The organism is Promicromonospora panici, assembly GCF_900608595.1.
GTDB lineage: Bacteria > Actinomycetota > Actinomycetes > Actinomycetales > Cellulomonadaceae > Promicromonospora > Promicromonospora panici.
In genome coordinates, this window is sequence record NZ_UWYY01000010.1 from 106,404 (window position 1) to 130,625 (window position 24,222).

Genomic DNA, 24,222 nt, shown 5'->3' on the forward strand with positions numbered 1-24,222 from the left:
CACCTCCTCAAGTCCTTGCCACCACCCTGTCCCGGCACCGGCTCGCTCGCTACGCGGGCGCGCCTGGCCCGCCGTCCGCTCGGTGCCGCGCGGGTCGCAGCCAGGTCGTCGTGGCCCGGACCAGCGCCTGGCGTCCCGTCGTGCCTAGCTTGTGGGCAGTGTTGTGCAGGTGCGTCTCCACGGTGCGGACGCTCATCTGCAGGGTCGCGGCGACGGTGGCGGCCGGCATCGGCGTGGCGATGAGCTGCACGATCTCCAGCTCGCGGGCCGACAGGCCGACGTCGTTCACGAGCGGGGCGAAGAGACCTGAGCGTTCTATGCCGGCGACCGAGGAGAGCTGCCAGGCGGCGTCAGCCTGCTCGACACCCTCCTGTGCCCGGCCGGCCGCGCGCAGGGCGAGCGCGCGGCTGACGGCGGCACGCACCGCGTACAGGCGCGCGCCGGTCGTCACGAACGACTTGATCGCGCGGGCCAGCCCGGCCAGGTCGTGCTCGGCGTCGGCGACCACGTACTCGCCGAGGGCGCGCAGCAGCGGGCTCTGCGTGCCGGCCGCCGTGTCGCGGACGGCACGGGCCCGGGGGGCGTCGGGCCTTTGGCCGTTCGCCTCGACCGCCAGGAGGATCGCGCTGGCGACGTAACCGCGGCCGGTGCGGTCGGCGACCAGCTCCCACAGGTCGGGAGCAGCGGCGTCGTCCCCGGCAGCCATCGCGGTCACCACCGACGGCACCATGCCGGGCCACGGCCCGGTGCCCCGTTCGGTGGCGATGGCCTGCGCCGCGAGGTTCCTGGCGTACGCCGGCCTGCCCTGACCGAGCGCGATCTCGGCGCCCAGCACCAGCACGCCGGTGTGATAGATCTCCCGGAACCCATCGACGGTAGTGGCCGACAACGTGCGGAAGAGGAGCTGGGACGCGTCCCCGAGGCGGCCGGCGAGGGCAAGGCCGAGGATCGTCACGTAGGAGAAGGCCTGGATCTGACGCAGGTGTCCGCGCTGGTAGGCGGCATGCAGCTGGTCGTCGGCCCGATCGACGCCCGCATCGATGTCGCCGGCGAGGACGTCGGCCAGCGCCCGGGCCGCCGTGGCCTGGTCGGCGAGCACCGGGTCGTGCGGGCGGAGGCCCGCCAGGAGCTTGCGCGCGGCATCGACCTGGCCGCCGGCGACGAGCAGGTCCGCGCGAACGCACGCCCGCAGGTCGGCGCCCAGCGGTTCCCGGTCGCCGGTGGAGCTGCCGGAGCCGGCGGGCTCGTCGAGCAGTGCCGGCTCCGGCACCCGGTCGCGGAGGAAGGTCAGGTTCGCCCGCCTGGCGCGCAGCAGGCCGGCGAACCGTGGCATACGTGCTTCGTGCTTCTCCAGCAGCCGAAGTCCTGCCGGCAGGTCGGCCTGGTAGACGGCGCGCCAGCCGGCGATCCAGGAGACGGTCATCGCTGTCGCTTCGCTCTCCTCGGTGAGCGGCGTCTCGGCGATGACGTACTCGACCTGCGTCGCGGGAGCTCCGGCGGCGCGGAGCGCGATCAGCAGGGGCAGCGCCGTCTCGGGGACCGGCTCCTGCTCCCAGGCGCGCCGGGCATCGGCCACGGCGGCGGCGGCCCGGCCGACCATCTGCTGGTTGAGGACGGCGGCGTCAGCGCCGACCGCCTGCGTGGTGTCGAACGGTGAGGTGAGCCCGGCCTCGTAGGCCCGCGCGGTCGGCAGGAACGCCGAAGGGCCGCCGAGGTCACGCCCGTGCGCCAGCCCGAACGCCGAGCCCTCGCGACGCAGGAACTCCGCGAGCAGGGGCGGGTAGAGCCCGACCACGCCCACGCCGCCGTCGTCGATGTGGTGCACCAGCCGGGCCGACATCAGCCGGTCCAGGACCGTTCGGCCCACTAGCGTCTCGGCCTTGTCGAGCGACACCGGGCCCGTGACGGCCAGCGTGGTCGCTCCGTCCCACACCTCGGGTTCGACGCCGGCCAGGAAAGGCTCGACGACCGCGGCCAGGTGTTCGGACCACAGGTCACCCGGCAGGGTCCAGACGCCGCGGCGCCGGACCAGCCGCCCGGTGTGCCGGCCGACCGTCGCGATCGTCCGGACCAGCCCGTGCAGCCCGCCGGACTTCATCGCGATCCGCGCGAGCGCGCCGGCCTCGACCCGGTCGCCGAGCACGTCCTGGCAGACCTGGTGGACCTCGTCGAAGTCGAGCATCGGAACCCGGATCCGGACCGCCGGCGCGAGGCCGAGCATCAGCGAGTCCGGCCGCGCCGGCTGGTGGGGAAGGCTGCTGGTGACGGCGACGAGCGGCCGTTGCCGGTGGGCCGTGAGCAAGGCGCCGGCCGACGGCAGGTCGAGCTCGTCGGCGTCGTCGGCGACGACCACCGCCGAGCCCCGGAGCTGCTGGGCCAGGGCGCGGGTGACCTCGTCGGCAGGCTTGCGGGGACCTGGAGGGGCCGCGGCGCCGATGCCCGACGCCAGGAGCGCTCCGTACGGCTCTCCGCGCCAGGCGGCGTTGCCGCCCAGCCGGAGCACCGTCGCACCGGCGTCGTCCAGGCGGTCGGCGACCAGACCGAGCAGCGCGCTGCGCCCGGAGCTGTGCGGGCCCACGAGGTGCACGCTCACGCCGTCGTGCACGAATGCTTCGATCTGGTCGATCAGTCGGGCGAAGACGCCCTCGACGGGGTTCTCCTCCATAGGCCGACAGTACCCGCGCGGGCCCGCACTTCCGTGTCGGCGGGTACCGGGTCCGGCCGGGCGGGCGCGTAGCGGTGCGCTCGCGGGCACGTAGATCTGCCCCTGTCGGCTGCGGGCGCCGTGCGACGTCGTCGGCGCTGACGGCTCCGGCGCCAGACGCATATATCACCCGTCGCGTCGCGGGCCGCGACGTCCCGGGGGAGTATGTCCCGGTGCCGATAGCGACTGGTCAGCAGGGTGGGGCAAGTGGCCTCGAAACGGACACGCGGGTGGCGGGGGTCGACATCGGCGGCACGGGGTCGCGCCTGCGCGTCAGTACGGGACCGGGCGGAAAGTCCTATGAGATCGCCGGGCCGCCGGCCGCCGTCGTCGGCGGCCGCTCGACCGTGCCTGACGTGGTGCGGAACCTGTGCCGCGGCTTCGCGGCCGAGTTCGGCGGGCGGCCTCGGGTGGCGGCCGCCGCCGTCGGGATGCGGGGCTTCCGGTCCCTGACGCAGGCGGGGAAGCTCGACCCGAACCGCGTGCACGACATCCTCGCGGAGGAGCTGCGCACCAGCTCGACCGCCGTGTCGAGCGATGCGGTCACGGCCCACCTGGGTGCCCTCGGCGCTGGACCGGGCGCCACGCTCGCGGTCGGCACGGGTGCGGTGGCGGTCGCCTGCGACGACGTCGGCAGGTGGCACCTCGCCGACGGGATGGGGCCGCACGTGGGCGACAACGGCGGCGGCGCCTGGATCGGACGGCGCGGCCTGGACGCCGCGGCGCGCTCGATGGACGGCCGCCGGATGGGCGCGTCGCCGGGGCTGGTCCGGGCCGCCGAGGAGCACTTCGGACGGCGGGAGCAGTGGACATCCGTCAACAACGTGTCGCTGTTCGCCGCGTTCGCGCCGCAGGTCATCGCTGAGGCGGGCAACGGTGACCTGGCGTGCCGCCAGATCCTCGACGAGGCGGCCCAGTCCCTGGCCGACGGGCTGTGCGCCGTGCTGAGCCATCCCGGTGTCGAGCCGGTGGCGGTCACCACCGGAAAGCTCCTGATGCATGCGCCGGTGTTCCGGTCGATGGTGCTCCAGCACCTCCTGGAGAAGCGCGCCGACGTGCGCGTGCAGCCCAGTGCGGGGCTCCCGATCGACGGCGCGCTGGCCCTCGCGCGGATGCTGACCGCGCACCCCGACGTCGTCCAGGAGCACGTCCCCCTGCTCGCGGTCCGGATCGGCGCTGGACCCCGGCTGGACGACTCGATCACGATGCCGAAGGTGGTGCTCCCGGCCGTCCGGCCGATGGAGCGGCTCGAGAACACACCGAGGGCGTGGGCGGTGGAGATCCGGTCCGACTTCGAGTGGTCGGCCGACCAGGTCCCGGAGGGCGACATGGTCTCGTCCGTGTCCGCGGACGCCGTCGTGCCACTGACCGGCGAGCGCCTCGTGGTCGGACGCGCCTCGCGCAGCCGCGGCGTCGTGCCCGACATCGTGTGCGAGGACACGGGGGTCTCGCGCAGGCACTGCGAGATCGCCTGGGTGGAGGGTGGCTGGAGCGTCGTCGACCTCGGGTCGGCCAACGGCACGTACGTCGCCGCCCGCGGCGACGCGCTGCCCACCGAGCCGCTGCGGCCGGGGGAGCGCCGCTGGCTGTCCGACGGCGACCGCATCTACGTCGGCGGCTGGACCTGCCTGACGACGCGGGCGGTCACCGCGAACGTGCGCTGACCTGTTCTCGGCGTTCATGGTGTCTCGCCGGAATCCGCTGGACCGCGCCAGGCCAGGCTTCTACCTTGGCGCCATGTCCGGTATCGAGCTCGCCCGCGCGTACTGGGCCGACATCGTCCGTCCGATCCTGGACCGGGAGCTGCCCGGCGTGCCGCGCGCGGTAGGGCGGCTCGGCGGTGGGTCGGACGTGCTGGGGCTGGACGACGACACCTCTCGTGACCACGACTGGGGGCTGCGGCTGACCCTCCTCGTCCCGGCCGAGCACGTCCACGACGTGGATCGGGTCCTGGCCGCGTCCCTCCCGGCGTCGTACCGGGGCCGGCCGACGGCGTTCCCCGTTACCTGGGACCCGACCGTCCGGTACCGCGTCGAGGTGGCGTCACCCGCGGATCTCGTGCGGTCGCGCACGGGGCTCGACGTCGGCGACGGCCTCACGCCCACCGACTGGCTCTCGCTGACCGGGCAGTCCGTACTGGAGGTCACCGCTGGGCCGGTGTTCGAGGACACGTCCGGCGAGATCACCGCGCTGCGCGAGCGCCTGTCCTGGTACCCGCACGACGTGTGGCTGCACGTCCTGGCCGCGGACTGGACCCGCGTCGAGCAGGAGCTGCCGTTCGTGGGCCGCACCGGGCAGCGCGGCGACGACCTCGGGTCCCGGCTGATCGCCGCGCGCCTGATCACGGCGCTGGTCCGGCTGGGCTTCCTGCTGGAGCGGAGCTGGCCGCCGTACCCCAAGTGGGCGGGGACCCTGTTCGCACGGCTGCCGGTGGCGCCGTCGGCCGGCGGGCACCTGGTGGGCGCGCTCGCGGCCGCGACCTGGGAGGAGCGGGACGCGGCCCTGCGCGCGGCGTGCGAGGCGCTGCACGAGCGGCAGCGCGCCGTCGGGCTGCCGGCGCTCGACGGGCCGGCGTGCGAGCCGTTCTACGACCGCCCGTTCACGGGGTTGCGCGGTATACCGCAGGTGCTGAGAGCCGCGGTCACCGACCCGGCGGTGCGCTCACTGTCGCACCGCGGTGGCGTCGAGCAGTGGGTGGACGACGTCGGCACCCTCACCGACGCGGGCGTGCGGCCCCGCCTCGCGGCCTGCGAGTGACGATCCGGCACGGCGCCCTGTGGACGACGGCGCGGTGAATGTCGGCGGTCCGACGTACTCTGACCGGCGATGATTACTCGTGCAGAGAGTGCGTACCTGGGCGCGCTCCGGGCCTTCCAGGAGCCGATGCTGGACCTGCTCCACCGGAGGTATGCCCCATTGGTGGTGTCGCTGCTGTCGCTCGTGTTCACACCGGAGCGCCCGACGGTGCCCGTGGCGGAGGCGCACACCGAGATCGGCGACGCGCTCGACCAGCTGCGCGCGCAGGGCTACGAGCTGAACGCGGACGGCACCCGGGCGATCCCGCTGGGCAGCGCCCGCGAGCTGTGCCGGCAATGGGCCGACGTCGGCTGGCTGAAACGCCAGATCGTCGAGGGCGACGTCGAGGTCTACCAGCTCTCGGCGCACGCCGTCGGGGCGCTGGAGGTCGCAGGGCGCGCCGGTGGGGCGCGCGCGCGGGTCTCGGAGTCGCGAGTCCGGACGCTCCTGGAGGCCGTGGAGCGGCTGGCCCAGGACGCCGACCCCGACGTGCTGGTCCGCATGGCGCGGCTGGACGGCCAAATCAAGCGGCTGCAGGCCGAGCTGACGCGGATCCAGCGGACGGGCGAGGTCGACGAGGTGGACGAGGAGGAGCTGCTCGAGGAGGCGGAGAACGTCCTGCACCTGGTGCGCGAGCTGCCCGCCGACTTCGCGCGCGTGGCGGAGTCGATCCGGGCCATGCAGCGGGACGTGGTGACGGCGCTGCGCCAGGACGAGCGCCCGTCGGGCGACGTGCTGCGCGAGTACCTGGAGCGCGGTGAGCAGGTGATGACCGCCACGCCCGAGGGCCGCGCCTTCGCCGGCGCGCTGCGCCTGATCGGCGACCCGGAGCGGATCGACGAGCTGTCGCTCCAGCTCGACACGGTGCTGCGGCACCGCTTCACGGGGCGGCTGCCGGGGCAGCAGCGCGCCGAGCTGCGCGACATCGGGCGGCGCATCGAGCAGGGCGTCGCCGAGGTCATCAAGGCCCAGCGCCAGGCCTCCCACGTCATCACCACCCAGGTCCGCAACCACGACCCGCTGCGCGACCGCCAGGTCGACGAGCTGCTGCGCGAGGTCATGATCGGGTTCCAGACCTGGATGCCGACGACCCGGCGCAGCCAGTACGTGGACCCGCTGCGGCGGCTCCCCGTCGCCGACGTCGCGCACCTGCGCCAGTCGACGAGCGACCTCAGCCCGCCGCAGCCGCCCGTGCCGCTGTCGGCGTGGGACGACGGCGCGGACACCGACCTGGAGGACGGCGCCCGCGAGTGGGGCGGGCCGCACTACGCCGAGCTGCGGGAGCACCTGGTGTCGTTCGCGGCCGACGGCGCGGCGCCCGACGGCGGCGCGGACCTCGCCTCGGCGTTCAGCGCCGCGCCCGAGCGGATCCGCAGGCCGGTCGATCTGCTCGGGCTGCTGGAGATCGCACACCAGGACGGCATGACCGAGACCGACCAGGTATCGCTCGTCGAGGCGGTCCGCCCCGACGGGTCCCGCAGGCGGTTCGCGTTCGGCGGCGTCACGGTACAGACGAAGGAAGAGACGAATGAGTGAGACCGCCGTCGAGGAGCAGGTCCCGGCCGAGGAGCAGACGCCGGCCGAGGACCAGGCGCCGGCCGAGGACCAGGCGCCGGAAGGCGGGGCTGAGCCGGCCGACGGCTTCATCGACCCGGTCCCCATGGAGGAGGACCCGGAGCAGCTGTTCGCCGGCGACTCCGGGACGCTCGACGCCGCCGTGCGCCGGGTGCTCGTCCGCCTGCTGCGGCGCCGGTTCCTGACTGCGGAGCAGAACCGGGCGCAATGGCGCACCCTGCTGGAGAACCAGCAGGTGATCGAGTCGCGGCTGCACGACCTGTTCATCCATCTCGTCGTCGACCACGACCGGGGCATCGCCTACAAGAAGCAGGTGCGCTCGGCCGAGCTCGACGTCCCGATCATGCTGAAGGACGATCCGTACAGCCGGGCCGAGACGCTGGTCCTGGTCCATCTGCGCACCGTCTTCCAGCGGGAGCAGGGCGCGGGGGAGTCCTCGGCGCGGGTCGACGTCGAGGAGGTCGAGCAGACCGTGCTGACGTTCTTCGACCCCGACGACAAGAACCTCGCCGCTCGGCAGACCGAGATCCGCAACGCCGTGCGGCGGCTGGAGAAGGAAGGGCTCATCGAGGAGGAGTCGGAGGGCCGGTTCCGCGTCACGCCGCTGGTCGAGATCGTGCTCAGCAACGAGCGCCTCGTGGAGCTGCGGGCCTGGCTCCGCGAGCAGAACGGTCTGCGCGACGAATCGACAGACCCGCCCGCCGACGCCGGACGGCAGACCGACCTCGACGCCCCCGACCCGGAGGACCCGCGATGACGATGATCGACACCCTGTTCGGGATGATCCCCGCGGCGTCCACGGGGCAGCAGTGGGTCGCGCGCGACCTGCAGCTGGTCAACTGGGGCGGTTACGACGGCCACCACCGGGTGCGCCTGGCGTCCACCGCGACCCTGCTCTCCGGCGGCTCCGGGTCGGGCAAGTCGACCCTGATGGACGCCTACATCGCGCTGCTCATGCCGCACACCACGCCGTTCAACGGCGCGTCCAACGGCAGCGTCGTCGGGCGGCCGCGCGGCAAGGACCAGCGCAACATCCTGTCGTACGCGCGCGGCAAGATCGACGAGTCCCGGACCGATGACGGCACGCGCCAGCGCGTGCTGCGCGGCGACGGGCGCGACACCTGGTCGGCGATCGCGATGACCTGGGCGGACCAGTCCGGCACGCACTTCACCGCCGTCCGCGCCTGGTACGTCCCCGCCGCCGCCCGCACCCTGGAAGAGGTGGTCGCACTGCGGGCCACCTGCGACGGCCCCGTCAACCTGCGTGACCTGGAGGAGGCGGCCGCCCAGCGCTTCGCCCGGCCCGCGGTCACCGACGCGGGGCTGGCGTCCTTCGACACCGACCGCGAGTTCACGGCACGCCTGCACTCCACGCTCGGCATCGGTGCCTCCGGCGACGGCAACAAGGCCGTGGCGCTGCTCGGCCGCATCCAGGCAGGCCAGCAGATCACCACCGTGGACGCCCTGTACAAGGCGATGGTCCTCGAGGAGCCGGAGACCCTGGCCAAGGCCGACGAGGTGGTCGAGCACTTCGACGAGCTCGCCGGCACCCGGGAGCAGATGATCACCGCCCGCCAGCAGGTCAACGCGCTGTCCGCCATCCGCGAGCACCACGCGGCCATCGGCTCCGCGGGCGAGCGGCTGCGCGTCATCGACGAGATCGGCTCCTTCGCCGACGCCGCGTCGCCCGCCGCGCTGTGGCGGCACGAACGGCGGCTCGACCTGCTGCGTGCCGTCGAGCACGACCTGCAGACCGGCCACCGCGACGCGCTGGCGCGCGCCGACGAGACCGCGGCGCGGATCACCGGAGCGAAGTCCGAGCTGGACGGCGTGGCCGAGACCCTGCGCGCGTCCGGCGGCGACCGGCTGGTTACCGCACAGCGCGAGCTGAAGAGCGTCGACGCCCGGCTGGCCGACGTCGCCCGTGCCCGCCAGCGCCTGGACGCCGCCCTCGGCGTGCTGGACGCATCGGCCACCACGGAGGCCGAGTTCTCCGCGGTCGCCGCCCGCGCCCGGGCCGCGCTGGACGACGTCGGCGCCAAGAAGGCGGCGCGCGACGCGTTCGGCGAGGCGATGTCCGCGCGGAACGCCGCGCGCACCGAGCTGACGGAGCTGGAGGCCGAACGGTCGGCGGCCGCCGAGCGGCGCGGCAACATCCCCGAACACCTGCACCGGGCCCGTGCCGCGCTCGCCGAGGCGGCCGGGCTGACGCCCGAGGACCTGCCCTTCGTCGGGGAGCTCCTGGAGGTCCGCACCGAGTTCGAGCCCTGGCGCGGGGCGTTCAACCTCGCGCTCGGCGGCTTCGCCACCAAGATGCTGATCGACACCGCCCGCATCCAGGCGTTCCGCAAGGCCATCGACAGCGTCCCGACCGCCACCCGCATCCGGTTCGAGGGCGTCCCCACCGGCATGCGCGACAACATCGGGCTCGACACGCGCACCCTGCCCGGCCGCCTCGACGTGCGCAGCGGTCCGTTCGCGGGCTGGCTCAAGCACGAGCTCGCGCAGCGCTTCGCCTACGTCTGCGTGGACACCCCCGGACAGCTCGGACAGCACAAGATGGCGCTCACCCGGTCCGGGCAGCAGTCCGAGGGGCACCGCGGCGCCCACGGCGGCAACCTCCGCTCCAACGTCCTCGGCTTCACCAACGGCCGCGCCCTGGCCGAGCTCGACGAACGGATCGACCGCGCCCGACTCCGGCTCGCCGACCACGAACAACGCGTCGAGGACGCCGACACCCTCCTGAACCGGCACGACGACGAGCTCGACGCCTACCGCACCGTCAGCGGCCTGACCTGGGACCAGGTCGACGTCGTCTCCGTCGAGGCAGAACAGGGCCGCTGGGCGAAGGTCATCGAGGAGGTCACCGCGGGCAACCCCGAGATCACCCGCCTGCGCGAGCAGGCCGACACACTCGGCAAGCTGATCGACAGCCTCAACCAGGACCTCGGCAAGACCAAGGCCCAGGCCGAGACGCTCGAGGCGGGCTGGACCGCGATCACCGACGAGGTCGACGCCGCCCAGCAGGCCTTGGACGACGCCGACACGGCCGGGATCGCCGTCGGACCCGACCAGCGCGACTATCTCGACGCACTGTTCCGGGCCGCCGGCCCCGACCCGGCGCACGGCGGTGACGCCGCGGCCGCGGCGCTCGCGGCGTTCGACGGGGCACTGCGGCAGGCCACCGAGCGGCTGCGGGCGGACCGGGAGGCGGCGCAGACCGCCCTCGGCACCGCGCGGGAGGCGCTGCGCAGGACGTTCGAGAACTTCAAGGAGCGCTGGCAGGACCCGAACCTGGGCACCGACCCGGACGCCTCCTTCGCCGACTACGAGCGGATCCTGACGGACCTTGAGTCCAACGGCATCCACGAGCTCGAGGCGCAGTGGCGCAACAGCCTCCTGCGCCTGTCGGGGAACGACCTCACCGACCTGCACAGCGCGCTGGCCGGTGCGGTCCGCGAGATCAAGGAGCGGATCGGCCCGGTCAACGACATCCTGGCGGACCTGCCGTTCGCCGACGACGAGCACCGGCTCCGGATCGACGCGCGCGACAACCAGTCCGCCGTCGTCGGCGCGTTTCGCAAGGAGCTGCGCACCCTGCGCGAGGTGCTGTCCCGGGAGGCCACCGACGCCGAGCGGGAGCGGCGCTACCTGCGGATGGCCAAGGTGATCGACCGCATCCGCCGGACCGCGCCGGACTTCGCCGACCTCGTGGACGTGCGGCGACACGTGCGGCTCAGCGCCGAGAAGGTCGACCTGGACGGCAACCACGTGGCGCACTACGACGGCATCGGGGAGAAGTCCGGCGGCGAGTCGCAGGAGCTCGTGGCGTTCATCGTCGGCGCGGCGCTGCGGTACCAGCTCGGCGACGCCGGCGCCCAGCGGCCGCGGTACGCGCCGGTGTTCCTGGACGAGGCCCTGATCAAGGCAGACGCGCGGTTCACGGGCCGGGCTGTCGGCGCCTGGCGGGGGCTCGGCTTCCAGCTCATCATCGGCGCGCCGAACGACAAGTACAGCGCGCTGGAGCCCCACGTCGACATGAAGTACGTGGTCCTGAAGGACGCCTCAGGCCGGTCTCGGACCAAGGCGGTGGCGGGGGTCGATCCTGGGGCAGCGCCGTCGTGACCGAGCAGTTGGTCTCGCCGGGAGACGCCGGCGCGCAGGTCGCGGAGAAGGTTCGTACCGGCTGGGCCGCAGGGGTCTGCGCCGAGGTGGACGGCACCGAGCCGTTCCGCGCGACGGTCCGGCTCCGGCCGGGCGTCACCGCGGGCGCCGCCGCGGCGCGGTTCGGCTTCGACCTGTGGCACGAGTGGGTCGAGTCCTGGCGCGACGTCGACGCCGCGCGGCTGCCGGGCGTCGAGATCGCGACCGGCGGGCTGACGGTCGAGGGGGTCCGGGCCGCCATTCCCGTCGAGCTCAGGGTCACGGGGCTGGACGCCGCCGTCGTCCTCGTTCAGCACCTGGGCGGGACGCCGCCGGCGGTCGATCTGGGCCTCGCCCGGGCTGTGGCGGGCAGGCTGCGTGCAGCGGGTGGCGTGCTGACCCCGCCCACGCTCAAGAAGGCATGCAAGCTGTCCGACGTCGACGCCGGGATGCTGGTCCGTGCCGTCGAGTGGCTGGCCAACCATCCCGACGTCGGGGGCTGGACGGCCCGGCAGCTGCCCGTCCCCGGGGTGCACTCGAAATGGCTCGAGGCGAACGGTTCGCTTCTGCGGGACGTCTCCGGGCGCGACGTGCGCGACGAGGTGCGGCCCCGGCTCGCCGTCGTGCACCTGACCTATGTCGATCCCGCGTACCTGGCGACGGGCGGACGGCGGCACGACGCGTGGACCACGGGGGACGTGCACGACATCGCCTACACACCCCGCACCGTCCTGGTCGTCGAGAACCGGGACAGCCGGTTGTGGTTCCCTCCGCTGGAGGACGCGCTCGTCGTGGAGGGCGGAGGCCGGGCCGCGGCCGTGCTCCTGGCGGGCATTCCCTGGGTCCGTCGCGCGGAGAACATCGTCTACTGGGGAGACATCGACTCGGACGGGTTCGCGATCCTCGATCACTTCCGCCGGGTGATGGCGGCGCCGGCAGACGACGGTTCGCCCGGCCGGGACGTCTCGTCGATCCTGATGGATGCGAGCGCCCTGCGGCGGTACGAGCCGCTCGGCGTCAGCACGGACCAGGACGGGCGGCCGATCCCGCCGTCGTCCGGGCACCTCGCAGGCCTGAACGCGGACGAGAGGGTGGCCTACCACGCCGTCGCGACGGCGGGTCCGGCACCGTTCCGCCGGATCGAGCAGGAGCGCATCCCGGGCGAGGACGCCCGGGCGGCCCTGCTGGACCTGGTCCGGGCGTGAGCTTGAGGTCCCGAGCCTGAGCCCGATGTCTTGAGCCCGAGGCCGAGGCCCTGAGCCTGAGGCCCGGGATGCCTCTGCCGGCCGACGCGGGTCTTAGCCCGCGGAGCTGTCCTCGACCAGTGGCGGGCAGGTGCCGCCGGGTTCCGTCAGCAGCTCGAAGTGCCAGATCTCGTTCGCGTACACCTGGCACAGCCCGTACTCGGCGCCGTGCTGGATCATCCAGTAGTCGGCCGTGGCCGGCCCGATGTCGACGGCGTTCCCGCCGACATGCGTGGACTTCTCCGGTGTATTCACCCAGCGCCGGGCTTCTTCCAGGCTGCCGTACTCCTTGACCGCCTCGTCGAGCAGGTACTGCTGGAAGGCTGGGCTGCGCCAGCCGCTCGTGATCCAGAGGTCGATGCCGTCGGCCGCGGCGTCGTCGGCGGCCTGCCGGACGGCGGCGGCGAGCGCCGGGTCTAGACCGGTGATCGCCGGGATGTCGTCGTCGAGCGTCGCCTGCCCGCCGGGGACGTCGCCTCCGGCCACGCCCGTGGACCCGGACTCGGACCCGGCCGAAGCCCGGCCCACCGCTTTGTCGACGGCCTGCACGACCGGCGAGTCGCCACCGTTGTCGAGCAGCGGGTAGACGCCGAAGACGGCGACCAGTGCGACCGCCGCCACGACGGCATAGGCCATCGGACGGCGGTCGGTGCGCCGGCCGGCGAGGCGGCCGGCCCGGCGACCGGTGCGCCGGCCCGTGTGCCGCGGGGGACCGCTGTACGCGTTGTGTGCCAGGGGCTGGGCGAGGTCCTGTTGAGTCATACCCCCAGCCCACCGGGGGTGACGTTGCCGGGATGTCTCCGATTCTCGATATACCGGCGATATGCGGCGCGCGGCGGGGTCGGTTCGTGCAAGGGACCGAAGTCAGCGACTTCGGTCCCTTGCTCTGAGATCGGTCAATCAACCGACCGATCTCAGAGCAACCGACCGATCTCGCTGACTTCGGTCCGTTGCACCGCCGACCCAAGGGGCGGAGCGAGACCGGCCGGCCTCAGCTCGCCGTCTGGAGCTGCGGGTACAGCGCCGACAGCGGCCCGGAGAGGCCCTGCTTGACCTGACGGCTCGTGTCGTCCGCGAGGACCTCGTGCTCACCCGCTTCGAGCCCGTCGAAGATCGCCGCCACGATGTCGCGCGGGTCCTCCTTCGGCACGTCGAGGGCCGCGATCATGGGTGTGTCCGTGTACCCGAGGTGCGCGCCGAGCAGGTGCGTCTTCTGTTCGAGCAGCTCCACGCGCAGCACGTTGCTGAACGACCAGAAGGCTGCCTTGCTGGCCGAGTAGGGGCCGACGCCGAGCCAGCTCAGCGCGGAGTGCACGTTGATCACGGCGCTGCCGTCGTTCCGGGCCAGGACCGGCGCGAACGTCTGGATGACCGAGAGCTGTGCGAACACGTTGGTCTCGAACACCGAGCGCATCGCGTCGAGCGGCGTGCTCAGCGTCGGGAGCCCGCCGTCGAGGATGCCCGCGTTGTTGATCAGGACCGTGGTGTCCGCAGCCTGCTCGGCCGCCGCGGCTACCGACTCGGGGGAGTTGATGTCGAGCGTCAGCGGCACGATGCGCGGGTCGTTCCAGTCGTCGCGCGGCGTGCGGGCGCTGGCATACACCTTGGCGGCGCCCCGCTGGAGGGCGTCGGCGACGAACGCGCGGCCGAGGCCGCCGTTCGCGCCGGTGACCAGGACTACGGCGTTTCGGAGGGCAGTCATCAGGAGGAGCTCGCTTTCGGGTGCGTCGTGCAGGCTGAGTAGGTGACGCCAACCTAGCAGGCCTGGATATGGAATCACAACACAGGTTGGATAGGATGTGGGCATGAGCACAACGCCTCGTGAAGCCAACGCCCGCTGCTCGGTGGCCCGGAGCCTGGAGATACTCGGCGAGAAGTGGGCGCTCCTCATCGTCCGCGAGGCCTTCTTCGGCGTCACGAGGTTCGCCGACTTCCGCGCGCACCTGGGCGTCGCGCCCGACGTGCTCACGGCGCGGCTGGAGAAGCTGGTCGACGGCGGTGTGCTCGAACGCCGGCCGTACCGCGACCAGGGCCAGCGGCAGCGCGACGAGTACGTGCTCACCGAGGCAGGGGCCGCGCTCAAGACCGTCCTTGCGGCGTTCGTCGCGTGGGGGGACGTCCATCGCCCCTCGGGGTTCGGACCGTCCGTCGTCTACGTCGAGGAGACCACGGAGAAGCCGGTGCGCGTCGCCTTCCTGAGCGACGACGGGCAGGAGCTCGCGCCCGAGCAGGTCACGACAGTGCCGGGTCCCGGCTGGCTGAGCTGATGGTTGTGGGCGTAACCGTTGCGGCTACCCGCCCGTCATAGGCGCAACGGTCACGCCCACAACCATCGGGACTATCGGGTCATGAGGTGGTACTGCGCCGCCACCTCCTTCGGGGTCGCGACGCGGTCCAGCAGCTCGATCGTGTCCATCGAGCAGTTGCAGGGGTTCCGCTCCTGCGTGTCCTGCGGGAAGCTGCCGCCGATCTTGATCCCGCGCGGCGTTGTCGCCGAGGCGCCCGTGCCGTCCACCTGCCACGGGTCGCCGTCCGCCACGTAGAAGCCAGGTACCCGCTCGCCGTTGCGGTAGAGCGCCATCTTCCCGGTGGTGTAGTCGAACGTCGCGGCCAGGTGCACCCACTCGTCCTGCGGCAGCAGGGTGCGCCAGTCCTCGTGTGCGGCGAAGGTCTGCGACGCGCCGCCGTCGATCCGCCGGCCGAGCGCGACGAGCCGCAGCTCGCCGTCCACCTGGATGATCTCCAGGAGTGCGCGGACGCCGTGCCCGTCGGAGTCGCCGCTCAGCACGCCCACCAGGCCGACGGCGTTGTAGAGGTCGTCCGGGTCCGGGGTCGTGGTGTTCGGGCTCGGGTTCTGGCCGGTCATCCTGACCCAGCCCATCACCGTGATCCCGTCGACCCCGTTGAAGGCGGACAGGGTGCTCACCCCCGCGGCGTTGAACACGCCCGCCTTCCAGTCGTCGTTGCCCGCGGCCAGCGGGTCCACCTGCTTGAGCTGGATGGAGTTGTTGCTGGCCGGGTACGCGCCGTCCGCGACGCGCATGTCCTCCCCGCCGTTGATCAGGTTGAGGTAGGTGCGTGACGCGCCCCGGTCGATCTCGACGGCCCCGTCCTGCTGGAACGGGTGCTCGAAGTCGTAGAAGCTCACCACGTTCCCCTCCAGGGAGCGGGGAACCTCCTGCGGCACCGGCGCGTACACCGTGTCGACGATCTTCCAGATCTTCCCGTTCGCCTTGGCGATCAGGTACAGGTCGCCCGAGCGGTCTCGGCCCATCCGCAGGTCGGCCCGCTCGTCGCCGGTGAAGTCGGGCATCCGCTTGCGGGTGCCGTCGGTGTCGAAGAGCGCGGCCTCGTAGATCTGCGCCTCCGGGCCGCCGCGGCGCATCTGCGACTCCTTGGTGAAGAGCACTTGCCCCTGGACCAGGTCCGTGAACAGGTACTTGCCGTCCAGGGCCGGCAGGTCGTCGCCGCGGTAGACGAACCCGCCGCTGATCGCGTACCCGCTGTCCGACGTGCACGACCAGCCGGGCGGCGGGTCGTGGTCGTACGCCGCGACGGGATAGGTGAAGCCGAGATCGGCGTCGTTCTCAGGGAGCGGGAACAGGTTGCAGCGGTCGGCCGGGTCGAAGACGTACTTTCCCTCCCGGTCGCCCCAGCCGAAGTTGTCGCCGGACCGCACGTCGTAGACCGCCTCGATCGCGTGCTCGCCGATGTGCCCGAGGAACATGCGGGCGTCGCTGCGCCGGTCCTTCTTGTCCCAGCTGAACCGGTGCGGGTCGCGCATGCCGACGGCGTAGATCTCGCCCAGCGCGCCCGGCGTCCCCACGAACGGGTTCGAGGGCGGTATCCCGTACGCGCCACCCGGCCCGTCGGTCCCCGCCGGGTCGATGCGCAGGATCTTGCCGGCCGGGGTCCCCATGTCCTGCGGGATGCCGGTGCCGACGCCCCGCCCGCCGTCGCCGACCGCGAGGTAGAGCAGGCCGTAGTCCGCGCTGCCGGGCCGCGCCGTCGGGTTGAAGTCGATCTGCTGGATCGCGTGGATCTGGCCGCCGAAGCCGAGACGCAGCACCTCGCGGCTCGTCCCCGAGAAGACGTCGGCCGCCGGGTCGTCGGCCACCCACTCCGTCACCACCGAGTGCAGGAACGTCGGCGTCTGCGGCGGGTAGGTCGTCGGGTCCGGCGGGGGACCGGCGTTGCCGGGGCGCTCGGTGTGCACCGTGTAGAACGTGCCGTTGTCCGCGAAGTCCGGGTGGAACGCCGCGAACCCGAACCCGCTGCCCAGGCCGCGGCCCGAGAAGAACTCGGGCGCGAACTCGGCGGCCACGTCCAGGTAGACCCGCGGCTCGCCGTCCTCGACGAAGTAGAGCGGCCCGTTGAGGTCCGGCACGTACTTGCGGCCCGAGCCGTCCGGCAGCTCGCCGAGCCCGTTGATGCGCGCGTGCCGCATGAGGCGGCGATCGGTCGGCGCCGGGATGGGCTCCGTCTTGGGGAACTGGGCGTACTCCTCGAGGACGAGGCCCAGCGTGGACTGGATCTCCTCCGGGGCGGGGTCAGTGATCGGACCGGGTTCGGCCGACGCCGTCGTCAGCCCGGTCAGGGCGGCCGCGGTGACCGCCATCGCGGCCACCGCCGGTCGCCATCGTCGTCTGGTGCGCATGGTGCCTCCTGGAATGTCGTCGTCGTCATTGCGGAGTGCGTGCGCCGGCGCGCCCCGTCGGGGCGCACCGGACGAGTGCTACCGGCAGAAGGGCCGCGCGCCGGCCGCGCTGAGGATCCCGCCCACCACGTGCTTCTCGAACGACCCGGCGCCCGGGAGCGCCGAGTCCTCGGTCCAGGCCGCCGAGTCGTGGCCGAGCGTGGTGACCCACGCGCGTCCGCCGTCGTAGTACTGGCACCACGAGACTGGGTGGTCGCCCGCGTGGCCCGGGTGGCCGTTGAAGCCGGTGTGGTTCCCGATCGTGGCGGTGTCCACCTCGGCCACGAACCGTACGCCCGTGGGGAACGGCTCGAGGTTGTACCACTCGTCGCGGAAGTCCCACCGCGGCGGCAGATCGCGCGTGGAGGCGTCGCGCCGGTCGGTCGTGACGATCTGCCCGTCGCGGTGCGGCCCGTGGTCGTAGAAGTTCGCCCCGCCGAGCAGCCCCTGGAACCACGGCCAGTGGTACATCGCGCCGAGGGTGTTGTGGATCGCGACGAAGCCTCCGCCGGACCGGACGTACTGCAGCAGCGCCGTCTGGGACGCGTCGTCGAGCATGGTGCGGGAGTTGCTGAGGAACACCACGGCGTCGTACGGGGCGAGCTTGGCCGGGGCGTCGAGCTGGCGCACGTCCTCGGTCCAGTCGACCTCGAACCCGTTCTCCTGCCCCCAGCGGACGACGGCGTTCTGCGCCACGTGCGCCGAGGTGAGCGGCGGGTTCATCCCGGCGGGCAGCAGGGGTCCGAGGTGGGCGTGCCGGGAGCTGCCCGTCGCGGTGAACACCAGCACGCGGACGACGCCGTCGTCGTCGCGGGGCAGGTCCCAGTCGTTGTAGCAGGCCGGGTCGGTGCCGCGGCAGACGCCGTAGTCGGCCAGCTTGTCCCGGTAGGGAGAGGTGCCGCCGGTGGAGGCGGCGGCCTGGCCCGACGACGCGGGCGCGTCGCCGTCGGCAGGTGTCAGCGCTGTCGGCGTCGGGGCCGCGAGGTGCAGGCCGGCCAGCAGCGCGGCGAGGATGGCGAGGCCGAGCACGAACTGCCCCGTGCCGCCGAGCGATTTCCCGAGCATGGTCCTGAGCGACATGACGGTTCTCCTTTGAACAGCCACCGGTTCTTTGGTTGTGGGCGCGATGGTTGCGCCTACGTGCCCGATTCAGGCGCAACGATCACGCCCACAACAAAGGGGTTAGGGGACCTCCTTTGGGCGGCCGCCCAGGTAGAGCTGGGCCAGGCGCGGGTCGGCGAGGAGGTCCGGGGCCGGGCCCGTGATGTGGACCTTGCCGAGGTCCAGGACGCAGCCGACGTCGGCCGCCTCCAGCGCACGCCGCGCGTTCTGCTCCACGAGGAGCACCGCTGTGCCGGCGTCGCGCATCCGCTGTACCTGCTCGAACACGATCGCTGTCGCCTTCGGGTCCAGCCCCATCGACGGCTCGTCCAGGAGCACCACCTTGGGCCGCACCATGAGCGAGCGGGCGAACTCGACCTGCTTCTGCTGCCCGCCCGACAGCGCACCGGCCAGCGCGGACCACCGCTCGCCGACCAGCGGGAACAGCGTGGTGACGAACTCGGTGCGCTCGGCGATCAGCGACCGGTCGCGCACCGTGTAGGCGCCGAGCAGCACGTTCTCCGCGACGGTCATCTCGGGGAACACGCTGTGCCCCTGCGGCACGTGGGACAGCCCGGAGGCCAGGAGCTGCTGCGGCGTCCGGCCGGTGACGTCTTCGCCGTCGACCATCACCTGCCCGGAGCGTGGCTTGAGCATGCCGCTGGCCACCTTGAGCACCGTCGACTTGCCGGCGCCGTTCGGCCCGACGAGACAGACCACGCTGGAGGGCGCGACCGTCACGGACAGCCCGCGCAGCACGAGCGCGGCGCGGCCGTAGCCGGCCTGGATGTTGGTCAGGCGCAGGAGCGGTTCGGCCGCCGGCCCCTCCGCGGCGGACGGCTCGGGCGACAGCTCCGGGGTCGGTTCAGACGCCAAGGTATGCCTCCAGGACCAGCGGGTCGTCCTGCACGACGGCGGGGGTGCCCTGCGCGATCGGCCGGCCCCGGTCGAACACGACCACGTGGTCGCTCAGGCCCATGACCAGCTCCATGTTGTGCTCCACGATGATGAAGGTGCGGCCCTCGGCGTTGAGCTCGCGCACCAGGTCGGCGATCCGCTCCACGAGCGCAGGGTTCACCCCGCCTGCCGGCTCGTCGAGCATGATCGTGTGCGGGTCGCCCATGAGCACCCCGGCCAGCTCCAGGAGCTTCTGCTGACCGTAGGAGATGTCCCGGGCCTCGGCGTGCTCCAGGTGGTCGATACCGACGCGCGCCAGCAGCTCGCGCGCCCGTCCGACGTCGGCCGCGTTGCGCGAGCCGCGCAGCCGCTGTAGCAGGCCGTGCGGCTGCACCGCGACCAGCACGTTCTCCAGCACCGTGAGCCGGGGAAAGACCCGGCAGAGCTGGAAGCTGCGGCCGATGCCCGATCGGGCGATCCGGTGCGGCGGCAGCCCGGTCACGTCGCGGTCCTGGTAGGTCACGGTGCCGGCGTCGGGCCGGATCATGCCGGTGACGCAGTTGAAGAACGTCGTCTTGCCCGAGCCGTTGGGCCCGATCAGGGCGTTGATCTCGCCCTCCTTGAAGGCGACCGAGGCGCCGTCGATCGCGCGGACGCCGCCGAACGACTTGGTCAGGTCCTGCGTGGCCACCGAGCCTTGCGAACCGGTCATCGGGCCGCCTCCTCGCGCTGGTTCGCCAGCTCCTCGGCGCTCACCTCGCGGATCGACGCCGCGCGGCGCCGCCGGTTCACGAACGAGGTCAGGGCGGGGATGACGCCGTCGGGCATGAACAGGACGACCAGGCCGAGCAGGACGCCGGTGGCGACCAGGTGCAGCTGCGTGTCGCCGTACTGCGACTTGAACACCTCGACCGCGTACCCCACGACAACCGCCCCGAGCAGCGGCCCGAACAGGCTCCGCACGCCGCCGAGCAGGGACATCAGCACCATGTAGGTGCCGACCAGGATCGAGAACTGGAAGATCGGGTCGAGGTAGCCGAACCACAGCGCGTACAGGCCGCCGCCCAGTGCGGTGAAGAACGCGCTGGTCACCAGGGCGGTGAGCTTGTAGGCGAAGGTGGGCACGCCCAGCGCCTGGGCCTTGTCCTCGTCCTCGCGGATCGCCTTGAGGCCCGCGCCCAGCCGGGACCGCTCGATGGCCCACCACGTGAGCAGCGCGAGGGCGAGCAGCACGGCGTGCAGGTAGAAGAACCGTTCGTGCTGCTCGGGCCGCAGCACCTCGGTGCCGAACGGCCGCGGCACGCGCAGCCCGCCCGAGCCCCCGGTGAAGTCGTGCCAGCTCTGGAAGGTGAGCTGCAGGATCAGGACGAGCGCTATCGACACGATCACGAACGAGGCGCCGCGCACCCGCAGCGACGCGATGCCGACCGGGATCGCGATCAGCGCCACGATCAGGCCGCCCGCGATCAGCGCGAGCCAGGGGTCCAGCCCGGTGCGGAGGATGAGCAGCGCCGTCGCGTAGCCGCCGAGCCCCGAGTAGGCGGCGTGGCCCAGGGAGATGTACCCGGTGAACCCGCCCACCAGGTTCCATGACGTGGCGAGCACCGCGTAGCTCAGGATCACGACGCCGACGGACAGGATGAACGGATCGGGTGCCAGGGACGGGAACAGGAGCACGACCGCCACGAGGGCGAGGAGGCCGGCGATCCGGGCCACGCGCGCCGCCGTCGGGCGGCCGGAGCGGGTCGGTGCGGGGGCCGCCGTCGGGCTAGAAGCGTTGGGCAAGGCGACCTCCGAAGAATCCCTGCGGGCGGATCATGAGGGTCACGAACAGGGCCAGGTAGAACACGGTCTGCGCCCACGTGGTGCCGAGCGGCACCTGGAGCAGGCTCGCGGCCACGCCGAGCAGGAGGGCCGCGATCGCGGCCCCGGGGATGCTGCCCAGCCCGCCGACGACGATGATCGCCATCAGCGGCCCGATCCAGTGCCAGTGCAGCGACGGATAGATCGTGTAGTCGAGCGCGAGCGCCGTGCCGCCGATCGCGGCCGTGGCCAGGCCCAGGCCGAAGCCGAGCCCGGCCACGCGGTCGGTGTCGATGCCGACCAGCCGGGCCGCCTCGGGATGCTGGGTGGTCGCCCGCAGCGCCCGGCCGAACGACGTCTTGCGCAGGATCACGAACAGCGCGCCGAGTGAGATCGCCGCCAGGGCGAACGCGATCAGCTTCACGACGGCGATGCTGACGCCGGCCACCTCGATGCTCGTCCCGGAGTAGCCGAGCTGGACGCGCCGCTGCGTGCCGGTCCACACGAAGCCGAGCAGGCCCTCGATGGTCAGAGCGATGGCGAACGTCAGCAGCACCGACATGGTCGTCAGGCTGATCGGCCGCAGCCGCGAGACCAGGAACCGCTGCATCCCGTACCCGACCACGAAGAACAGCGGCACCGTGATGACCAGCGACAGCAGCGGGTCCAGCCCGGAGGTCTCGTGGAAGTACCAGGCGAGGTATGCCGCGAGGATCAGGAATGCGGAGTGCGCGATCATGACCACCCGCATGACGCCGAAGTAGAGCGTCAGTCCGGCGGCCAGGAGGGCGTACAGCCCGCCCAGCAGGACGCCCAGCACCAGGCTCTGCGCGAACAGGGCACCGGTCATGCGATCACCACTCGGGCTTCGGGTGGATGATGTCGGCTTCCTTGACGTCGTCGGGCAGCACGATCTTGATCTCGCCGTCCACGTACTGCTGGATCAGGTGGGCGCTCTGCGGCCGTCCGTCGGCGTCCCAGCTCAGCGGGCCGACGACGGTCTCGACCTCGTTCTCGTGCAGCCAGTCGACGAGCTGCTCCTGGCACTCCGGCGACGGGTCGGCGCAGCCCACGGCCTCGACCGCGGCGGCTACGACCTGTCCCGTGGTCCAGGCGTTCGCCTCGTCCTCGGCCGGCGGGGCGTCGTGCTCGGCCGTGTAGAAGTCCACGAACTCCTGGTTGGACGGGTACGGGGCCGACGGCGTGTACCCGGTGGGCGCGATGATGCCCTCGGTCTTGTCGCCGATGGCGGCGGGGAACTCGGCGTTCGTCGGCGCGCCGGAGACCGCCGCCATCTGGGGCTGGTAGCCCTGCTGCTGCAGGGCGACGATGAGGTTGACGCCGTCCTGGTACTGCGAGCCGACGATGAGCAGGTCGGCATCCGAGTCCGCGATCTTCGCCGCGATCCCGCTGAAGTCCGTGGTGTTCGGCGGGTAGACCTCGTCGACCACCACCTCGATGCCCTCGTCGGCCAGCGCGTCGCGCAGGCCGTACGCGGTGCCCTGGGCGAACGGGTCGTCCATGGAGGCGACGGCTATCGACTCGGGAAGCTCGTCCTCGGGCAGGGCGAGGATGTACTCCGTGAGGTGGTTGTAGTGGTCGTCGGCGATGGCCGGCGCGGCGTAGAAGAGGTTGCCGAAGCCCTGCTCGAACACCTCGGCGGCGGCACCGGCCGGCTCCACGAAGAGGAAGCCGTAGTCCTGGGCCACCTGCGCGGCGGGGACGACGAGCCGGGTCGAGAACGGTCCGAAGACGAGGTCGACGCCGTCCTGGTTGATCAGTCGTTCGTAGTCGGAGGCGACCCGGTCCGCGTTGGACTGGTCGTCGACGATGATCAGCTCCACCTGGCGGCCCAGGAGCCCGCCGTTCTCGTTCACGTGCTTCGCCCAGGCCTCGTAGCCGCGCTGCACGCCCTTGCCGGGCTCGGCGAAGTCGCCGGTCAGCGGGAGCGAGACGCCGATGACTATCGGGTCGTCGGGGCCGTCGGTCCCCTCGCCCTGGTTGCCGCCCTCGTTGGGGTTCGCCAGGCAGGCGGACAGGGTCAGAGCCGTCGTCGCGGCGATAGCCGCTACCGTCAGCCGTCGGGTTGCTCTCATGGTCCACTCCCTTGTGGCAAGCGCTTCCGTAACCGCTTACGGCACTCTAGGAACCTGGGACCCTTGGTGACAAGGTCTTGGTGCGATCCATTACCCGTGGCGAGGAGATCTCATGCGGAAGCACACCGCCGGGCTGCGCCTGGTCGACGTCGCCGAGCACGCCGGCGTGTCCATCGCCACCGCCTCGCGCGCGCTGTCCGGCGCGTCCGGGGTGTCCGAGTCCCTCGCGGAGCGGGTGCGCGCCGTAGCCGCTGAGCTGGGCTACGTGGCGAACGTGCACGCGCGGTCGCTCGCGAGCGGCGCCCGCCCGGGGGTCGGGCTCGTGGTGCACGAGATCGGCGACCCATACTTCGCCGAGATCGCGAGCGGCGTGCTGGAGGTCGCGGGCCGGCACGGGCGCATGGCGCAGATCTGCCACACCGGCCGGGACCCGTACGCCGAGGTCGCGCAGCTGCGGGCGCTCGTCAACGCCCGCGTCGGGATTATCCTCGTGGCAGGATCCGGGCACCTCGATGGAGACGTCCAGGCGCGCATGAAGGCCGAGGTGCACGCCTTCGAGGAGGCGGGCGGCCGGGTCGCCGTCATCGGCCGGCACCCCGGGCTCGGCGTCGACGCGGTGGTGCCCGCCAACGTCGAGGGCGGACAAGCGATCGCGGGGCACCTGCTCGAGCTCGGGCACCGGCGCATCGGGGTGGCGGCCGGATCGCGCCGGCTCGCCACGATGGCCGACCGGCTCGCCGGCGTCTCGCGGTCACTGGAGGCGTACGGCCTGACGCTGGGCGACCTGCCCCTGGTCGAGGCGGAGTTCACGCTCGAGGGCGGCAAGGAGGCCGCCCGGCGCATCCTCGACGAGCACCCGGACGTGACGGCGATCCTCGCGCTCAACGACGACATGGCCGTCGGTGTGCTGTCGGTGCTGGGGGAGCGGGGGATCGCGGTGCCGGGTGACGTGTCGGTGACCGGGTTCGACGACGTCACCGTGGCCGGGCACCTGTCGCCCGCCCTGACGACGGTGCGTCTGCCCATGAAGGAGATGGGGCGCCAGGCGCTCGAGCTCGCGCTGCTGCCGCGGGCTGCGCGGGCCCGGCGTCGGACGGCGGAGCAGAAGCTGATGGTGCGGGCCTCGACGGCGCGGGTGCGGGCGCCGTCGGCCGGGTAGGCCTTTCC

Annotated in this window: 18 protein-coding genes; 8 read left to right on the forward strand and 10 right to left on the reverse strand. The window is 72.5% G+C overall.

Annotated elements, in window-relative coordinates:
- Positions 1–49 precede the first annotated feature (49 nt).
- The gene (locus EW117_RS13240; protein WP_129787185.1) at positions 50–2,665 is read right to left on the reverse strand and encodes a helix-turn-helix transcriptional regulator; all 2,616 of its coding nucleotides are present in this window, start codon (positions 2,663–2,665) and stop codon (positions 50–52) included.
- A 269-nt stretch (positions 2,666–2,934) separates the two neighbouring features.
- On the opposite strand from EW117_RS13240, the gene EW117_RS13245 reads away from it, so the two are divergent.
- From EW117_RS13245 to EW117_RS13270, 6 genes are all read left to right on the forward strand, one after another.
- Positions 2,935–4,368, forward strand: a complete 1,434-nt coding sequence (locus EW117_RS13245; protein ID WP_129787186.1) for a BadF/BadG/BcrA/BcrD ATPase family protein — start codon at positions 2,935–2,937, stop codon at positions 4,366–4,368.
- A 73-nt stretch (positions 4,369–4,441) separates the two neighbouring features.
- Positions 4,442–5,461 carry a DUF4037 domain-containing protein gene (locus EW117_RS13250; RefSeq protein WP_129787187.1) on the forward strand — a complete coding sequence of 340 codons (1,020 nt, stop codon included), beginning with the start codon at positions 4,442–4,444 and terminating at the stop codon, positions 5,459–5,461.
- Between the two features lie 69 nt (positions 5,462–5,530).
- Positions 5,531–7,036, forward strand: a complete 1,506-nt coding sequence (locus tag EW117_RS13255) for a DUF3375 domain-containing protein (RefSeq protein WP_129787188.1) — start codon at positions 5,531–5,533, stop codon at positions 7,034–7,036.
- A gap of 124 nt (positions 7,037–7,160) precedes the next feature.
- On the forward strand, positions 7,161–7,832 hold the full coding sequence (locus EW117_RS13260; protein ID WP_242504286.1) for a DUF4194 domain-containing protein: 672 nt from the start codon (positions 7,161–7,163) through the stop codon (positions 7,830–7,832).
- Positions 7,829–11,200, forward strand: coding sequence for an ATP-binding protein (locus EW117_RS13265; RefSeq protein ID WP_129787190.1), 3,372 nt, complete (start codon positions 7,829–7,831; stop codon positions 11,198–11,200). Before EW117_RS13260 ends, EW117_RS13265 begins: the two co-directional genes overlap by 4 nt.
- The gene (locus EW117_RS13270; protein WP_207211858.1) at positions 11,197–12,423 is read left to right on the forward strand and encodes a Wadjet anti-phage system protein JetD domain-containing protein; all 1,227 of its coding nucleotides are present in this window, start codon (positions 11,197–11,199) and stop codon (positions 12,421–12,423) included. The genes EW117_RS13265 and EW117_RS13270 overlap by 4 nt, the downstream gene beginning before the upstream one ends.
- A 93-nt stretch (positions 12,424–12,516) precedes the next feature.
- Here EW117_RS13270 and EW117_RS13275 read toward each other — a convergent pair whose 3' ends face one another.
- On the reverse strand, positions 12,517–13,224 hold the full coding sequence (locus EW117_RS13275; RefSeq protein ID WP_242504273.1) for a M15 family metallopeptidase: 708 nt from the start codon (positions 13,222–13,224) through the stop codon (positions 12,517–12,519).
- A gap of 229 nt (positions 13,225–13,453) precedes the next feature.
- Entirely contained in the window at positions 13,454–14,164 is a 711-nt protein-coding gene (locus EW117_RS13280; protein WP_129787191.1) for an SDR family oxidoreductase, read from the reverse strand.
- 103 nt (positions 14,165–14,267) lie between these two features.
- Between EW117_RS13280 and EW117_RS13285 the strand changes: the two genes are divergently transcribed.
- Positions 14,268–14,729, forward strand: coding sequence for a winged helix-turn-helix transcriptional regulator (locus EW117_RS13285; protein WP_165362679.1), 462 nt, complete (start codon positions 14,268–14,270; stop codon positions 14,727–14,729).
- Between the two features lie 71 nt (positions 14,730–14,800).
- On the opposite strand, the gene EW117_RS13290 is transcribed toward EW117_RS13285, so the two are convergent.
- The 7 genes from EW117_RS13290 to EW117_RS13320 all read right to left on the reverse strand — a co-directional run bounded on the left by EW117_RS13290 (position 14,801) and on the right by EW117_RS13320 (position 23,055).
- Positions 14,801–17,119, reverse strand: coding sequence for a PQQ-dependent sugar dehydrogenase (locus EW117_RS13290; RefSeq protein WP_129787192.1), 2,319 nt, complete (start codon positions 17,117–17,119; stop codon positions 14,801–14,803).
- Positions 17,120–17,197: 78 nt separating this feature from the next.
- Positions 17,198–18,238 carry a ThuA domain-containing protein gene (locus EW117_RS13295; RefSeq protein ID WP_129787193.1) on the reverse strand — a complete coding sequence of 347 codons (1,041 nt, stop codon included), beginning with the start codon at positions 18,236–18,238 and terminating at the stop codon, positions 17,198–17,200.
- A gap of 102 nt (positions 18,239–18,340) precedes the next feature.
- Entirely contained in the window at positions 18,341–19,135 is a 795-nt protein-coding gene (locus EW117_RS13300) for an ABC transporter ATP-binding protein (RefSeq protein ID WP_242504274.1), read from the reverse strand.
- Entirely contained in the window at positions 19,125–19,868 is a 744-nt protein-coding gene (locus EW117_RS13305; RefSeq protein ID WP_129787194.1) for an ABC transporter ATP-binding protein, read from the reverse strand. Before EW117_RS13305 ends, EW117_RS13300 begins: the two co-directional genes overlap by 11 nt.
- A complete protein-coding gene (locus tag EW117_RS13310; RefSeq protein ID WP_242504275.1) occupies positions 19,865–20,941 on the reverse strand; it encodes a branched-chain amino acid ABC transporter permease in 1,077 nt (358 codons plus the stop codon). Before EW117_RS13310 ends, EW117_RS13305 begins: the two co-directional genes overlap by 4 nt.
- A complete protein-coding gene (locus EW117_RS13315; RefSeq protein WP_129787195.1) occupies positions 20,925–21,809 on the reverse strand; it encodes a branched-chain amino acid ABC transporter permease in 885 nt (294 codons plus the stop codon). Before EW117_RS13315 ends, EW117_RS13310 begins: the two co-directional genes overlap by 17 nt.
- 4 nt (positions 21,810–21,813) lie before the next feature.
- On the reverse strand, positions 21,814–23,055 hold the full coding sequence (locus EW117_RS13320) for an amino acid ABC transporter substrate-binding protein (RefSeq protein WP_242504276.1): 1,242 nt from the start codon (positions 23,053–23,055) through the stop codon (positions 21,814–21,816).
- A gap of 112 nt (positions 23,056–23,167) precedes the next feature.
- Here EW117_RS13320 and EW117_RS13325 point away from each other — a divergent pair, with 112 nt between their 5' ends.
- Positions 23,168–24,214, forward strand: a complete 1,047-nt coding sequence (locus EW117_RS13325) for a LacI family DNA-binding transcriptional regulator (RefSeq protein ID WP_129787196.1) — start codon at positions 23,168–23,170, stop codon at positions 24,212–24,214.
- Positions 24,215–24,222 lie beyond the last annotated feature (8 nt).

What these genes read in the sequence shown, in the direction of transcription:
- EW117_RS13280 (WP_129787191.1), bottom strand. Translation starts at nt 14,164, where the DNA reads ATGACTGCCCTCCGAAACGCCGTAGTCCTGGTCACCGGCGCGAACGGC.
- EW117_RS13325 (WP_129787196.1), top strand. Translation starts at nt 23,168, where the DNA reads ATGCGGAAGCACACCGCCGGGCTGCGCCTGGTCGACGTCGCCGAGCAC.
- EW117_RS13320 (WP_242504276.1), bottom strand. Translation starts at nt 23,055, where the DNA reads ATGAGAGCAACCCGACGGCTGACGGTAGCGGCTATCGCCGCGACGACG.
- EW117_RS13250 (WP_129787187.1), top strand. Translation starts at nt 4,442, where the DNA reads ATGTCCGGTATCGAGCTCGCCCGCGCGTACTGGGCCGACATCGTCCGT.
- EW117_RS13305 (WP_129787194.1), bottom strand. Translation starts at nt 19,868, where the DNA reads ATGACCGGTTCGCAAGGCTCGGTGGCCACGCAGGACCTGACCAAGTCG.
- EW117_RS13315 (WP_129787195.1), bottom strand. Translation starts at nt 21,809, where the DNA reads ATGACCGGTGCCCTGTTCGCGCAGAGCCTGGTGCTGGGCGTCCTGCTG.
- EW117_RS13260 (WP_242504286.1), top strand. Translation starts at nt 7,161, where the DNA reads ATGGAGGAGGACCCGGAGCAGCTGTTCGCCGGCGACTCCGGGACGCTC.
- EW117_RS13265 (WP_129787190.1), top strand. Translation starts at nt 7,829, where the DNA reads ATGACGATGATCGACACCCTGTTCGGGATGATCCCCGCGGCGTCCACG.
- EW117_RS13290 (WP_129787192.1), bottom strand. Translation starts at nt 17,119, where the DNA reads ATGCGCACCAGACGACGATGGCGACCGGCGGTGGCCGCGATGGCGGTC.
- EW117_RS13285 (WP_165362679.1), top strand. Translation starts at nt 14,268, where the DNA reads ATGAGCACAACGCCTCGTGAAGCCAACGCCCGCTGCTCGGTGGCCCGG.
- EW117_RS13240 (WP_129787185.1), bottom strand. Translation starts at nt 2,665, where the DNA reads ATGGAGGAGAACCCCGTCGAGGGCGTCTTCGCCCGACTGATCGACCAG.
- EW117_RS13255 (WP_129787188.1), top strand. Translation starts at nt 5,531, where the DNA reads ATGATTACTCGTGCAGAGAGTGCGTACCTGGGCGCGCTCCGGGCCTTC.
- EW117_RS13295 (WP_129787193.1), bottom strand. Translation starts at nt 18,238, where the DNA reads ATGTCGCTCAGGACCATGCTCGGGAAATCGCTCGGCGGCACGGGGCAG.
- EW117_RS13275 (WP_242504273.1), bottom strand. Translation starts at nt 13,224, where the DNA reads ATGACTCAACAGGACCTCGCCCAGCCCCTGGCACACAACGCGTACAGC.